Origin of the sequence: Okeania hirsuta, assembly GCF_003838195.1 — a bacterium.
Lineage (GTDB): Bacteria > Cyanobacteriota > Cyanobacteriia > Cyanobacteriales > Microcoleaceae > Okeania > Okeania hirsuta.
Window position 1 is genome coordinate 1 of sequence record NZ_RCBY01000075.1, and the last position, 14,821, is coordinate 14,821.

Below are 14,821 nucleotides of genomic sequence, written 5' to 3' on the forward strand. Positions count from 1 at the left end.
CCCATGTAATTTTCCTCCTGTCTCCTGTCTCCTGTCTCCTGTCTCCTTCTTCAATAAGGGAATTTGATATGATATAATGTTAACTGGTATATTTGGTATAAAAGTTAGCGTACATATCTACAGGAAATTTACAGCAGATTCCTCCCATAAGGAGTATAGAGATTAACAACTAAATTTTTGTAGTGCGGGCATCTTGCCCGCGATGGGTGTATTTCACGCTTAGTGGAATCCGCTATAAGTTTTGTCCAGGTTTTAAGCCTTTTCCCTTTTGACTTATAACTTAGGACTTCTGACTTCTAATACTATTTAACTTAAAAAATGTCACAAATAGTTGGTAAGTGATGAAGTCAAATAATAAGCTGAAATTACTGTAGAGTAGAGTTTTTAAGTAATTAAAATATCACTTTCAACTTCTGACTTCCTTTCTCTCCCCAAGTCTGCAATAGCCATTTGTGCCCTAGCACTAACCGCTAAAGTTGTATCTGTATCAACAATCTCCTCAAACCTGGTCAAAATATCCTCAAGCCATTTTGGATAAGTAACTTCTACAGTTTTGGCCAAACCATACAAACCAACTACAGCAGCATAACGCACTATCCATTCTTGGTCTTGGGATACTTGCAAAAGAGTCTTCATCGTAGATAGTTGAGAATCAAAAATCTGCGATTCTGGCAACTTTTTCCAATCAATAAAACCTAAGCCTTTTGCAGCACCACGTCTCACACTAAATGAAAAGTCATTTATTGCAGCGTCTAATAATAAATCTAACCCACGCGGATCGCCAATACCTGCTAATGCTCTAATTGCCCAAGCTCTAGCACCATAGTTATAACCGTCAAGTTTTTCTAGTAGTGGAAGTACTGCCCTTACCCCAAGTAAAACTAACCCATCAACTGCTGCTACTGCTGCGCCAGGATTGTTGTACCCTAAAACTTTAATTAATATCGGGATAGCATCTTCTATCTGAGCTGCTGCTAAATCTTTAACTGCATCAATTAAACCTTGAGAAGAATCTGCTTCTTCAACTGCTTGGATGATTTGATTATTGATTGTCGAGGGTTGGTTATTCATTCTTAGAGATTAGGGAAATAGGGAAGTAGGAGAATAGTAAAAATATGAATAGTATAAACTAATTAATATTGGCGTTGGTTAAAAGAGGTATTATATCTTGTCCGGATAAGAGTGCAAACAAAAAACTTTTTTCCTCTACTACTCTTTCTTCTTCTTTCCTGACTCCTGACTCCTGACTCCTGACTCCTAGATAATTAAGATTAATATCATACATTAATTCACCAACGCCTTAATATTTTATAAAAGTGAGTCCATTAGAGTCATTACCTTAATAGCCTCATCTGATAATAATAGTTGAGATTCTACCTTTGACTTTTGACTCTCTTGGTGCGCATTCCCTCTCTTGGTCAGCATTCCCTCTCTTGGTCGGCATTCCCTTGCGTCTGACGCCGACGCGGGTTCCGACCGCTTGCGACTGGCGTCGTCGCGGGGTCTGACCGCTTGCGTCTGACGCCGACCCGGGGTCGCACCGCTTTTAACTTTTGAATTTATTGTGAGGTGATGTTCCAAAAGTCCTTTGAGGGCAATTAATTTCATACTATTTTCGGCTAAGGTTTCTGATATTGCCTTAGCTGCAGGTAAATAGCCGATCGCTCCTAAATCCATCAGTGCAGAGCGTCGTAATTGTAGATTATCACCATCTAATGCTTGAGTCAGATATTCTCCATAAACTGCTTCTCCGGTTAGTTGATATAGAGCGCGAGCAGCAGCATATTGCACTTTCTCTACAGGATGTTCGATAAAAGGTTTAATTAAAGGAATTGCTGATTGAGCTTGAAGTGTTCCTAAAGCTTCAATAATGTCTTCGTAGGGTTGAACAAGATGAGGCTTACCTGGAACTAATACTGCAGCTTCAACCCCTCCATCTAAAAGTTTAATTAATGCGGAAATGCAGCTAGGGTTTCCTAGCATTTCTAATGCTTCTGCTGCTGCTTCTCGCACATAGTAGTCTGAGCTTTCCAAACATTTAATCAAAGCTGGTACAGCTTTTTTGTCTTCTAACTTACCCAAAGCTCTAGCTGCATTGCGTCTGAGAGGATACCCACCGTCTTCTGTTCGGTCAGAGTCATCTTCTAGAGCTGCAATTAAGCCTTCTATAGCAGCAGGTATATTTACTCGGAATCTACCCAACCACCAAGCAGCATAATATCGTTTACCTAATTCTTCATGCCGGAGATTGGTGATCGCTTCTTCTACCGTTAGAGATTCCCCATTGTCGGATGTTTGTTCTGATAGTGAATCCCAATGCTGCTGTGCCATAACTTCATTTAATTCAACTCTGACAAAAAACGATGCCTGGAAAGATAAACAGATACTAACGACAGGCCAGCACCTGTATACCTCTCCAGGCTACGTTAAATATTAGCTTAGGGTAGTTAATTTAGTGAACATTAATTTCACATTCACCACCTAGTTACTATGAAAACTACTAGCTAAGAGCATTAATAGCATAGTCAAGATAGTTGTTAGCTTCAGTTGCAGGATCGCCAGTGATACCGTGGTTAGCCTTGATATACTTCAGCGCTTCGATGTACCAGCTAGGAGATAACTCGAAGGTTTTATTAATTTCATCAATTCCTGCAATGAGTATCTCATCCATAGGACCTGTACCACCTGCAATCAGACAGTATGTTACCATCCGGAGATAGTAGCCGATGTCACGAGCACACTTTGACTTTCCTGTAGGAGTCGAAGCATAGTTAGGTCCCTGGGTTGTAGTAGTATAAGGGAACTTGTTGTATACTGCTTGAGCAGCTCCATCAATCAAACTTTTGGATTTCTCAGTTAGCTTTTTAGCAGCTTCTAAACTTGCTGGAGCATATTTAAAACGACCAAGTGCTGAGAATAATTCTGTGCTAGTCAGAAAGCGACCTTGAGAATCTGCCGCTGTTACTGCTTCAGTAAGAGGAGTTTTCATTGTTGAGATACTTTCCTAAATCTTGTGAGTACAAATTTTGCTACAAATTTAAAGTCTTTAGAGATGCCTAGATGAAGCATCTTTAAAAAAAAGTTTTTTACAGTGTTATTAACTAACTGCTGCCGCAGCGCGGTCGAAGTAGCCACCAATCTCAGACATTAAAGAGGAGCAATCTCCAGGAGTAATGCCGTTAGGATCGTTAGCAATTGCAATAGCTGCTTCTTTCATTTTTTGAACACCTACTGCTACAGAAGCACCAGGAGTTCCTAGAGCTAAGTAGGTTTCACGCAATCCATTGAGACAACGGTCATCTAGCACACTTGCATCACCGGCAAAAGTAGCATAAGTTACATAACGTAGGATGATTTCCATGTCACGTAAACAAGCTGCCATACGACGACTTGTATAAGCATTTCCACCAGGAGCAATCAACTGAGGCTGATCTGCAAATAAAGAACGAGCTGCATTAGCGACTATAGTAGAAGCGTTACCAGTAATACGGTTAACTGCATCTATACGCTTGTTGCTCTCTGCAACCATTGCTGCCAGAGCGTCGATCTGGCTAGTAGAAACAAATTCACCCCTGGCATCTGCCTGGGAAACTACTTTTGTAAAAGCATCAAACATCGATTAATTCTCCTAATTTGATTTTTTTTTAGTTGCTTTTCGATGCTATGGGTATTTTTTGAGTTTTTTCAGGCTAGCTGCCCATGGCTGGAAAAGTAAAATTGGACTGTTTGAAAATCCTGAGAAAATCTTACACTGTTTATGAGAAGCTTTTCAAGCTTATCAATCAATGTTTTTGTTGATTTTCTCTTATCTTTATAACCCTTCAGATATTCTTTATACAATGCTGTTGTGTTTTTATTTATTACAAATTATTAACAAAATTTTCTACAGTACAGTATAGTAAAGTTAAACAGGATTCAAGGCCAACTGTCTTTCTAGGTCAAATAGAAAGCCATGAATATATTCTTCTGTCCATTCAGGGCCATAAAATCTAGTAAACATTCCTCTAGCTGGATCTTTTTCGGCTCGATATCTGAGATAACGCAGTTGTGCCTGCTTGATTTCTGCTAATTTCTCTACATCAGTAATAGGTTGTGCTTGCTTTACAAAAATTAAATAAGCTTGCAGGTAATCTTTGAAGGCTTCAAACACTCTTGTCTCGACTAATTCATTTTTTTGAGGACGAGTCCAAAGAAAAGCTGGAGAAAAGAAAGGGGTTGCTTCTTCAGGAAAATCTCCTCCCCAAGGCAAATGCTGCTGATGTGTTTGGAAGGTATCCCATATTGGCTGAGTATACTTTTCTTGATATTGAGGGTCATCCCGAAATAAGGGCTGCATATCTAAGGCAATGAGATGTCCCCCTGGCAAGGTAACTAGGTCTGCCCCAAAAAATGGCAAATCATAATTAAGGTGGGGAAATATTACAAAATTTAACACTTGGAGGGCACTGCCACCTTGAACATGAGCTGCTCTAATTTGTCGGAGCTTGGGACTACAGTGGGCGTAACTGGTTGTATCTACTTCTTGTTCTTTTTTGCCCTTGCCAGTTATAGCAACTTTATGTTCAAATCCAGAGGGTATAGGGTAAGGTTTTAGTTCTAGTTCTTGCTTGAGCTGAGTTAGAGCATAATCTAGAAAAGGTTGATACAAATTCACTATATTTTCAGTTGGTGTCATTACCTATGTATTTCAGCAATTTATCTACAAAAATTTAGCTCACACCCCCCTGGATATGTTAGAAGGGTGCGAGTATCAATTTTTAACTGAATAGTTAACAAAATTATTGGAATTATCGGGTTGCATTGGGAACAGCTAATGGTACAGCATCTTCAAACAAGAATTCGTAGAGAAATTTTTCTGACCATTCATGGCCAAAATAACTGCTAAATAATCCTGACGCTGGGTCACGATCTGCACTATATTGATCGTAATCTTTTTGGGCTTTAATTACCTTTTGAATATCTTCTGTTCGATCAAGAATTTCTGCTTTATCTAACATTTCCCAATACAAGTTAATGTATTGTTTATAGGCTTCAAAAAATGTAGTTTTCACTGTTTTTTCATCTGTTTTAGCAAACAGTAAATATTTAGAAAAATATTGGTTAGCATCATAAAATTTCATTTCTAATTTTTGAGCCAAGTCATTATATTTTTCTCGCAACGATCGCATTGGTTCTATATATTTTTCTAAATAAGATTCTTCTTGAAATAAAGGTTGAAAATCTAATACTATTAAGATTTTACTTTTACCAAAAGATAATAGGTCAATTCCTAAAAGTGGAATGTCATAGTAGTAACTGGGATAAATCACACTATTAAATACCTGAGCTGAAGCTCCTGCATCTATATAGGTATAACGTATTTTTCTTAGCTGAGGACACTCATAACACCAACTTTGGATAGTAGCTTGATTCTTGCCTCGATTACTAACATTTGCTTCTAAACCAGCAGGAATTGGTTTACTGCTTAAGTCAAATCTACTGAATAGCTCTTTTTCTAAGTATTCTAAGAATGGCTTGTACATTGATACTTATGGTCACATATTAAATCATCTTATCAGAGTAATTGATGGCGATCGCCTGAGTCTCATTTCTCATAAACAAAGCAATAATCCTTCATAAAGCCAAAAGGCAAAAATTAAATATCAAAAGTCTCAATTAACTAGACAAGGGAAAAATTTACTCCATATTTAGTGTTATGCGCCAGTAATACCAATTTGATCAATGTTTGCTACATTTTCGCATTGCGGGGGAGTAGGGGAGTGAGGGAGTAGGGGAGAGGTAAAAATAAGAATAATTAACAATAACTAGCTAATAATTATCAAAAAAAATATTCAGTCTTTGTTAATTACTTAATAATTGAAGTGTCACTTAAATATAGCATTCTTTTTTCAAATTGGTATTATACGATTTCTCAAAAAGAATGCTATGTATGATTGGGTGGGGAAGTGTGAGAGGTGGGGGAGGGGATAAAAGCAGGAAAAATCTATACTAACAGACTAATAATTGTCAAAAAAATACTTTTAATCTTAGTAAATATTTGACTGTTGAAGTCTGGCTGAAGTATAGCATTAATGCATGGGAATTGGTATATAGTAATTCCCATATTGGTGAGGTACAAAATTCCTTAGTTTTAGGGAGTAGGGAGTAGGGAGTAGTAATTCTGGTTCCCTAAGAATCAATAAATAAGAAAAACAACTGTACCTAATGACTTTCGTAAACGCTATAAAACGAAGGGATTAAACACATTTATTATGAATACTAAACAGTGAAAAGTTCTTGGAGTAACTATTGCTAGCTAAGGTTTTCAGCCCTCTAAAGATTAAAAACTATTTATTCATATCTATAAGTACTGTAAGCATTTTCCGGTAATACTTTAAAGTCTTCAAAATAAATCGTTTTTTGGCATAATTTTGTACTCTCCAGTTCCAAAATAAAACCTATTTAGGGCTTGCTGAAAAAGTCTTATGGATGAGGGTAGGAGACAGGAGACAGGAGACAGGAGAAATGGGAATAATGAGGAGATAGGAGTAAGAATTGTACCTTAATTTTTCTGCCCAACTATCTGCCTAAAATACGCTACTTTTTGAGCATGAATAGCTGAAAACTAGGCACTTTTTAAAGGCCCCAAGAAGGCTAAAACCTTATCTGTAAATACTTTTAGATTTAATCAGCAAACCCTATTTAATAGTAATTTTTAACCAAGTTATGATGGTACTTGTTGCCAAAGTAAACGATATAGTTGTATGGGTTTGTCCTTTCCTTTAACCATCACTGGTGGAATTTTTTCTAAGGGAAAATTATGTTCTTTAAGTTTTTCTTTTGTAGTTTGACTAATCATAATTTCGTCAGATTTTGCTTCACTACATATTCGGCTAGTAACATTAGTCGTATCGCCAATAGTCGCGTATTGAATTAATTTTTCTGAACCAATATTTCCAGCTGCTACTTTACCAGAATTAATTCCTATATGAATAGCAATTGGTTGTTGATGACTTTTTTCTCTCTGCTTATTTAAACTACGAACAGCCCACTGCATATCAATTGCTGCTTTTATAGCTTTTTCTACATCATTAGCAGTTTGATAAGGAGCGCCCCAAATAGCAAATAAAGCATCTCCAATATATTTTTCTAGAGTTCCTTCATACCTAAAAACAATATCTTCTACCATAATTTTAAAATATTCATTCAGCATAGATATTATTTGGCGTGGCTCCATTGTTGAAGACATTTTTGTAAAGCCACTAATATCAGAAAATAAAGCAGTTACTTCTGTATCAATTATTTCTAATTTTTCTGTTTCTTTAAGTTTTCTAGCTACAGTTATGGGAAAGAAGCGCTCTAATTTATTTCGGATAATTGCTTCTACTTGTATCTTATTATAAAGTTGAGTATTCTCTATAGCGATCGCTGCTTGATTAGCTAAACCTGTCATAAATTCGACATCTTCATCAGAATAAACATTTGATAATGATAAATTATCGGCATATAATACTCCGATAATTTTATCTCTAGGTTTGAGGGGTATACAAACTGCTCCATGAATTGATTGAGAAACAATTGATTCTGGATTGTTGAAGCGCTGATCGAGACAAGCATTTGTGGTCAAAAAAGTTGTCCCTTTTTCTAGAGCAAAATTAGTAATATTTTTGCTATAAAATCGACCTTCAGTCGTAATGCCTTCTTTTCCTTTTACTGCTTTTTGTTCAAGTTCTCCAGTTGTTTCATTCACTAAAAGAATGACGACTCGGTCTACTTTGATAATCTGAAATAGAAGTTCAAGAATTTTTTCTAGTAATATTTCCAGTTCAGTGGGAGAAGAAAGCTGTTTGCTTACTTCCAACAAAATTTTTAATTTGTCTACTGCTTGGAGATTACTATCTTTTTCCTTCAGTTTAAGCACTGATAATGAATCATCTTGTTGCTGGTCTAATAGTTCGTTCAACTCAGTTTGATTAGACTCTTGTGAGTATTGTTTAACAATATTTGTTCGACCTATATCTTGTGCTTGACTAGAATTAGTAACAAATTTAAAAATTGCATTTCCACAATGAATTAAATCTCCTTCTTTGAGTATGCAGCTATCAATTTTAATTCCATTAACAAAAGTACCATTACTACTATTTTGATCGACAATATTAACGCTATCTTGAGAAATTACAATTTGTGCATGATGACGGGAAACACTTGTTTCGTGAGTAATAGCAATAATATTATCTCTTTCTCTACCAATAGTAATTTCACCTGTGAGTAATTCATATACTTTTTCATTGCCAGTATCTGGAGCATAGATGAAATAAGGCATTTACTGTACCTCCTAAAAAGTATGATTAATTAGGGCTTGCTGATTAAATCTAAAAGTATTTACAGATAAAGGTTTTAGCCTTTTTGGGGCCTTTAAAAAGTGCCTGGTTTTCAGTTCTTCACGCTCAAAAAGTTAGTATTTTAGGCCAGAGTTGGGCATAAAAATCATTCTTAAAATTCTTACTCCTACCTCCTCGTTCATTCCCATTTCTCCTGTCTCCTGTCTTCCCCTCCTGGGAGGGGTTGGGGGTGGGTTGTCTCCTGTTTCCTACCCTCACTCATAAGACTTTTTCAGCAAACCTTAATTAAATATATAGCAGTCCTCGACACAGTTATGCAGAAAATATCTGGGAATTAGGGAATAGTTTAACTGGGGTAAGAGTTTCAAACTTTTTATTGATATTAAGTAAGTTTTACAAATCTTGTATATATAAGGACTCTAAATATTCTTTGAACAAATATTAATTTGAGAAAGTACATCTAAAACTTAGTCGAACTTTCCTCTATATACTTTGATTTTTTATAACCTATAGAGGATGTCTATAGTAAAATATAGATAAATAAGTAATATCATGTCTGCACTTTATCGTTTGTGTAAACCCAAGGGTAAATATCTACAGGAAATTTAAGTTTTTTTCAGACTTTTAAGCCTTTTTCTTTCTTTCTTCTTCCTTACCCGACAATACTGATGCTACTGAACTTGATATAAGTCAAATTAAATCTAAAATATTTGCGAGAAGGAATATGGAATAGAGTAAAAGGATTAAACAATTTTTTTTGACCTCATCTTAATTTCGATTTGAGCATAAAATTGGAATTAGGAACATAGAGAAAATACAGCGTACTTCCGTCAAATATGAAGGTCTATAATTGGTACAAATACATAACATATTTTCAATACCATCACTAAAACTTGATGCAGTTTTACCAAAATTAATTTGCCACTCAATATTATTTAATTAAAATATATATCTGAAAATTTTCAGATATGCAATTCAAAATATTTAGATTTCATATTACAAACCCCTATTCTATTCTCTATCCTCTATTTCCTTGTCTCATAAATAATATTAAATTAGTATCCTTTTATCTAGATAGGGTGTAGAGCAGATGGGGAGATAGGGAGAGTATTTAATGCAAATTACTAAAAATAATGTCATAGTTATTGAACACTTCAGTTATTAAGTAATAAGTCAGGATAAGTGATTTTTTGAGCAATTATTTGTATGAAGTAAAGATATCTTATTCGTTATTTACCTACTCCCTACTTCCAAGAATATGTAGCAAAAATACATTAACTAGTTGTCCGTTATAAACTACTAGCAGTCAGCGGGAATAGTTCACAGAAAAAAGACATCTAAAAGCTTGGGTTGAAACCCCAGACTTCTAGCTTATCGTTTAATTTCAGGGGGGATTGAAATCCCCTTCTTAAAAGCTGAATGCTAAACGCTCTCTCCCTGTTTGCGGAGCATTCCGGACCGAAGCGCTTTTTAAATTTGGTATAATTACACCCTATAAAGTATTTTTGATAACCGGATTTAGTATAATTTACGGAAATCGGATGAATATTAAAATCCTATTGAAAAAAAACCAGTATTTTAGCTTCTAACAAATACTGGTTTTTTTAATTTGATAATAATTTATTTTAAAATTGAGTAAGCATAGCAGTCGAAGCAAAGGTTAGGACAGATCAAAAGCTTAAAACTCAGACAACGCAAGATTTTTCCTTCTTCCTTCTACTATATGGCTAAACTTATTTCAGAAATGAACCTACTACACCATTCATATCACTATCTAAAGGATCACCCAAAGCAGTAAATTTCCACACTGTGTTATCTCGATAAATAGCTCCCATTAACATTGATATTTTGCCCTGATAAGTACCATTACCAGATAAAGTATATTTTGCTATTTCAATTCCTTTATGATCAACAGCTCTAACAAAAGCATTTTCTACCATCCCAAATTGTTGCTTCCTTTCTTTCGCTTGATAAATGCTTACCGCTAGGATGATTTTTTGGTATTTTTCAGGAATAGAATTAAGTTTCAAAATTATTTGTTCATCATCTCCATCTCCTTCTCCAGTCAGATTATCTCCTGAATGAATTACTGTCTTATCCTGAGATTCTAAATGACCATAATAAATTACATCTTCTTTGTAATTTTTGAGTTGATCATTTTCTTGTAATAAAATGGCATAACCATCAAGGTCAAAATCCGATCTATTACCAAATAAACCAGCTAAACCACTTGCAGATTTAGCAACATCCCATCCTAGACCCATTGTCAGTCGTGATAGATCGTATTCACTTTTATTAAGTACAATTTTTTGTCCTTTTTCGAGCTTAATAGTCATGTATTTAGTACCCTTTATAAAGTCTGAAAATTTTTCAATTTAGTTAATCTGGTTTTTGGGTTATAGCAATGAACCGTTAAAAGTCAGCTTTCTAATGTTTATTTTGCTATCTGGATTTGAGGATTTATTGTATCTCAAACACTATAATATAGTTAAATCAAATTGTTTAAGCTGCTACACAAAAACTACAATTATTGTTTAGATTATTCAATTCTAGATAGACTTCTTTATCATTACTGATTTTCAAGAACATTCTTCCGCGTACTGACTTAAAATCTGCCATTGCACAATCAGGAATGATGAAATCCGAAAGTAGATATTTTTGGATTATTCTTTCCTAAATATATGTACAGTTTAAAATCTATTATCATTCTTTAATGTGCAACCCCTAAACTTTAATTTTCCAAGTTTTGGGTTTTACCTATAGCAAAACCAAAATTGAAAGTACTATTTATAGTTATTAGTAAACATATTTCTCTACAAAAGTTTGTAAACCTGCGTTATATCCTGTTCCCACAGCTTGAAATCTCCATTCATCATTTTTTTTATAGAGACGACCAAATTCTATTGCAGTTTCTCTCGAAAAGTCTTCTTCTAATTCATACTTAGTTATTTCTTCTTGAGTCTCCAAATTGTAAACTCTAATAAACGAATTTTTAACTTGCCCAAAGTTTTGTCTTCTTTTTTCTGCATCATGGATAGTCACAACAAAAAGTAGTTCTTGAATACTAAAATTAACATTAGTTAAATCTACTTCTATTGTTTCATCATCTCCTTCTCCTTCGCCAGTTCTATTATCTCCCCAATGCTTTACTGCACTATCTGGTGATTTTAAATTATTGTAGAAAATAAAGTATTCATCTTCAGGGATTTTACCATTATCTCCTAACATAAATACAGAAGCATCTAAGTCAAATTCTACACCTGTATCAGTAGGATTAACATCCCAACCTAAACCAATACCTACTTTTGCTAGACCTGGTGCATCTTTAGAAAGATTAATTCTGTGACCTTTGCTAAGTTTAACAGACATTTATTGCCCTCTTTTATGACTAAACAGTTTCAAAAATTTTTTAAGGTGATAATTGATATTTTTCAGTATCGGAATAATTTATGGATGTACAGTTGAGAAAATAACATGAAAATTAGGAAGGCAAAATAAATCAATTTAAATCCTTGAGCAAGACACCTTTTTTATGTTAGTTTGTGTCTTATAGCCGTTAGGATTATCAAATAGTAAAATAGTAAAAAGATATTCTGACCTTGATTCATAAATTAATTTAGTTGCTCTAAACTCTGTGACAGAAGCTTAAGATATATCATTTATTTCTTCTCCCTGCTGACTCCTAGTATCTGTCTTTAATTTGATGATTTTTTGAGCTAACTTAGAGAAATATTTATTGATTTGCCTCTCAATTTTTTGAGCAGATTTTACCTACTTATATTGGAGCGGAATATTTTTTGACTCATACAGATTGGATCTTTGGGATTACATCAAAATTACTCTCTTATCCAAAATACTAATTCAACATTCATTTTGACTGAATAATTCAGTTTAAAAGCCTCTCCTTATAAAGGATAAAAAAAAGAAAAAATATTTTTAATCAATCCTTTTAATGTTAAGGAGAGGTAATTATTAATTGTTAAACAGTTTGTTACTTAATCAATTAAGTATATTTCTGTACAAAATTTTCTAAGCCAGAATTATAACCTTCTCCTACTGCTTGAAATTTCCATTCACCATTTTTTTTATACAATTTCCCAAACTCTATAGCTGTTTCCCTAGAAAAATCTTCTTCTAGTTCATACTTAGTTATCTCTTCTTGAGTTTCCCCATCATAAATTCTGATGTAAGAATTTCTCACTTGCCCAAAGTTTTGCCTTCTTTTGTCTGCTTCATATATAGTAACAACAAAAATAATTTCTTCAATTGTCGAATCAACCTTTGATAAATCTACAGTGACAGTCTCATCATCTCCCTCTCCTTTTCCTGTGCGACTATCTCCCATAGACTCTACTGAACCATCAGCAGATTTAAGATTATTATAGAAAACAAAATATTTCTCTTGAGGAATTTTGCCACTTGCTCCTAACATAAACACAGAAACATCAAGGTCAAAATCTGAACCTGTATCTGAGACATTTACATCCCATCCTAAACCTGCAGCAGCTTTTTTCATTCCAGGTGCTTCTTTAGACAGACTAACTCTTTCACCTTTACTAAGATTAATACTCATAAATATTTCCTCGATTTATTTACTATTTTTAACTACAACTAGCACAACTATGATTACGGAAAACGATTACAACCAAATTTTAATTAAGATGTCTAATTATGACAAAAGTCTGATTCCAGCCAACTTTTACTATTTAGTAATGAGATGAAAACCTAAATAGTATCTACCAAAAAATTTCTCTGATTAGGATTGGGAACAGAGAAAAGTTTTATCGTAACCATTAAGCTATTAGCTGTCAGCTATTAGTAATAATATCCCAACCTTAAGGAGGGGGTTTAATGAATATAGACTTTAAAGCATATTTTTGTAGTTAAGATTTAATTTTGACTCAATTAATAAACCTTTTATCTAAAACTAAAGGCAATAGCTAATAGCTGACGGCTGAATGCTTAAGTTTTATCCTTAGTTTAAACCTATTACTAGACTGTTTAATCTTCAAAAATTGTATTGTTTTTGCTAGTATGAAATGCCTCAATTTTCACTTAATCATATTCTTAAGATTGATCAATCATATTGAGACTAAAATATCTCAATTTTTTGAGCAAATCCTAAATAAACTATACTATTTTCAAGAAAGATTTCTACATTAATTTTTTTATATTAAAAGCCTACTATAAGCGGAAAAATTGGTTTGACCATCAAGGAAAATTTGGATTATTTATTGAACTAATGATAATTGATTTGCAAATATAATATAGATAGCTATCTTATTTTATAGCATTTCTCAAGTTACTAAGGTACAGTTGTTTTTCTTCTTTTCTATGTAAGTATTCAGTCGTCAGCATTCAGCTATCAGCTATTGCTTCTGAGCTTTATTAAACCCTATATTAAGGGGTATTATTAAGCCAGAATACGGTGATAATTAAATCTTACAAAAGCAGGTTCCTTTGAGGTTAAAGTCTATATTTATTTAGTAAGGATTCAGGTGAGAGTTTTATTGCGCTCGAACTGACAGCTAATAGCTGTTTGCGCAGCATTCCGTAGGAAATGCTTACTTTTCTATTCCCAGCGAAACCGAATTACTAATCCCTACTCCTTAAAACAAGCTAATTTTTTATCTAATCAGTAATTGTGAGAAATTATAGATTTTTAGGGAACAGAAAACAGGAAATAGGAAAGAAAAAAAACTGTATCCGATCAAAATAAAAAGCGCTACACACTAGAATTTTAAGGAATAGTCAAATTCTCACATATGATTCCTGATTGCTATATAAATTTTGTCATTCTTGTTAGAGATTAGGTATTTACAGTGTATTCCTTCTTTTCGCTGATAAATATTTTCCTGAACACTCCGGAAATCTCCCCTTAATTCCTACCTCCTAATTCCTTGATTGAATAATTTGTTTCTGATATTCATCTTCTGTCATTAAATCTGTGGTACTTTCCACACGATCTAAAAATACTAGACCTTCTAGATGATCGTATTCATGCTGAAAAATTCTAGCAACAAAATCTGTTAATTCTTGTCTTTGAAGTTTTCCCTCTCGATTAGTATATTCTACGTTTATTACTCTATATCTTGGTACTAAACCTCTAATTCCTGGCACACTTAAACAACCTTCCCACCCCTTGACTCTATCTTCTGAATGAGATATTAATCTAGGATTAATCATAGCTGTTGGCTCCATTTTGGGTGCATTTGGATATCTGAGATTGGGTCGAGATGCAACAATGAATAAGCGATCGCTAATTGAAACTTGTGGAGCAGCAATTCCCACACCATTTGTTTCGATTACTGTGGCAATTAAATTATCAATTATTTGCTGTAAATTTTTATCCCAAATATTATTAATAGGTTGAGCTTGACATCGCAATATTTCATTGCCTAACTGAGCTACTTGTAATACTTCCATAATTTTTTCCTCTACTAATTTTCATCAAAAAAAAGGGAATAAATATTTTTTATTGATTCCTCTACTCCCTACTT

Annotated in this window: 12 protein-coding genes and 1 pseudogene; all 13 read right to left on the reverse strand. The window is 34.0% G+C overall.

The features are described 5' to 3' along the window. Positions 1–384: 384 nt before the first annotated feature. Positions 385–1,071 (reverse strand): C-phycocyanin alpha-cysteine-84 phycocyanobilin lyase subunit CpcF, encoded by a 687-nt coding sequence (cpcF, locus tag D5R40_RS14415; RefSeq protein WP_192901179.1) that lies wholly within the window; start codon positions 1,069–1,071, stop codon positions 385–387. Positions 1,072–1,129: 58 nt separating this feature from the next. After that, positions 1,130–1,285, reverse strand: a complete 156-nt coding sequence (locus D5R40_RS35240; RefSeq protein ID WP_161564661.1) for a hypothetical protein — start codon at positions 1,283–1,285, stop codon at positions 1,130–1,132. Positions 1,286–1,563: 278 nt separating this feature from the next. After that, positions 1,564–2,331 (reverse strand): annotated as a pseudogene (cpcE, locus tag D5R40_RS14425) (C-phycocyanin alpha-cysteine-84 phycocyanobilin lyase subunit CpcE); the annotation flags it as partial. A 169-nt stretch (positions 2,332–2,500) separates the two neighbouring features. Then, the gene (cpcA, locus tag D5R40_RS14430) at positions 2,501–2,989 is read right to left on the reverse strand and encodes a C-phycocyanin subunit alpha (protein WP_124146652.1); all 489 of its coding nucleotides are present in this window, start codon (positions 2,987–2,989) and stop codon (positions 2,501–2,503) included. A 108-nt stretch (positions 2,990–3,097) separates the two neighbouring features. Next, positions 3,098–3,616, reverse strand: a complete 519-nt coding sequence (gene cpcB / locus D5R40_RS14435) for a C-phycocyanin subunit beta (RefSeq protein ID WP_124146651.1) — start codon at positions 3,614–3,616, stop codon at positions 3,098–3,100. Positions 3,617–3,904: 288 nt separating this feature from the next. Then, entirely contained in the window at positions 3,905–4,675 is a 771-nt protein-coding gene (locus D5R40_RS14440; protein WP_124146650.1) for a phycoerythrobilin:ferredoxin oxidoreductase, read from the reverse strand. Positions 4,676–4,787: 112 nt separating this feature from the next. Next, positions 4,788–5,522 carry a 15,16-dihydrobiliverdin:ferredoxin oxidoreductase gene (locus D5R40_RS14445; RefSeq protein WP_124154803.1) on the reverse strand — a complete coding sequence of 245 codons (735 nt, stop codon included), beginning with the start codon at positions 5,520–5,522 and terminating at the stop codon, positions 4,788–4,790. Between the two features lie 1,181 nt (positions 5,523–6,703). Continuing rightward, positions 6,704–8,302 (reverse strand): adenylate/guanylate cyclase domain-containing protein, encoded by a 1,599-nt coding sequence (locus tag D5R40_RS14450; protein ID WP_124154804.1) that lies wholly within the window; start codon positions 8,300–8,302, stop codon positions 6,704–6,706. A 124-nt stretch (positions 8,303–8,426) separates the two neighbouring features. Next, positions 8,427–8,579: a hypothetical protein gene (locus D5R40_RS35245; protein WP_161564660.1), complete on the reverse strand. Its 153-nt coding sequence runs from the start codon at positions 8,577–8,579 to the stop codon at positions 8,427–8,429. Positions 8,580–10,054: 1,475 nt separating this feature from the next. Further along, positions 10,055–10,657, reverse strand: a complete 603-nt coding sequence (locus tag D5R40_RS14455; RefSeq protein WP_124146647.1) for a TerD family protein — start codon at positions 10,655–10,657, stop codon at positions 10,055–10,057. Positions 10,658–11,117: 460 nt separating this feature from the next. Continuing rightward, complete coding sequence (locus tag D5R40_RS14460; protein WP_124154805.1) at positions 11,118–11,690, reverse strand: TerD family protein; 573 nt, start codon at positions 11,688–11,690, stop codon at positions 11,118–11,120. Between the two features lie 634 nt (positions 11,691–12,324). Continuing rightward, positions 12,325–12,894, reverse strand: a complete 570-nt coding sequence (locus D5R40_RS14465) for a TerD family protein (protein WP_124154806.1) — start codon at positions 12,892–12,894, stop codon at positions 12,325–12,327. A gap of 1,319 nt (positions 12,895–14,213) precedes the next feature. Continuing rightward, positions 14,214–14,747 carry a peptide deformylase gene (gene def / locus D5R40_RS14470; protein WP_375339382.1) on the reverse strand — a complete coding sequence of 178 codons (534 nt, stop codon included), beginning with the start codon at positions 14,745–14,747 and terminating at the stop codon, positions 14,214–14,216. Positions 14,748–14,821: the final 74 nt, after the last annotated feature.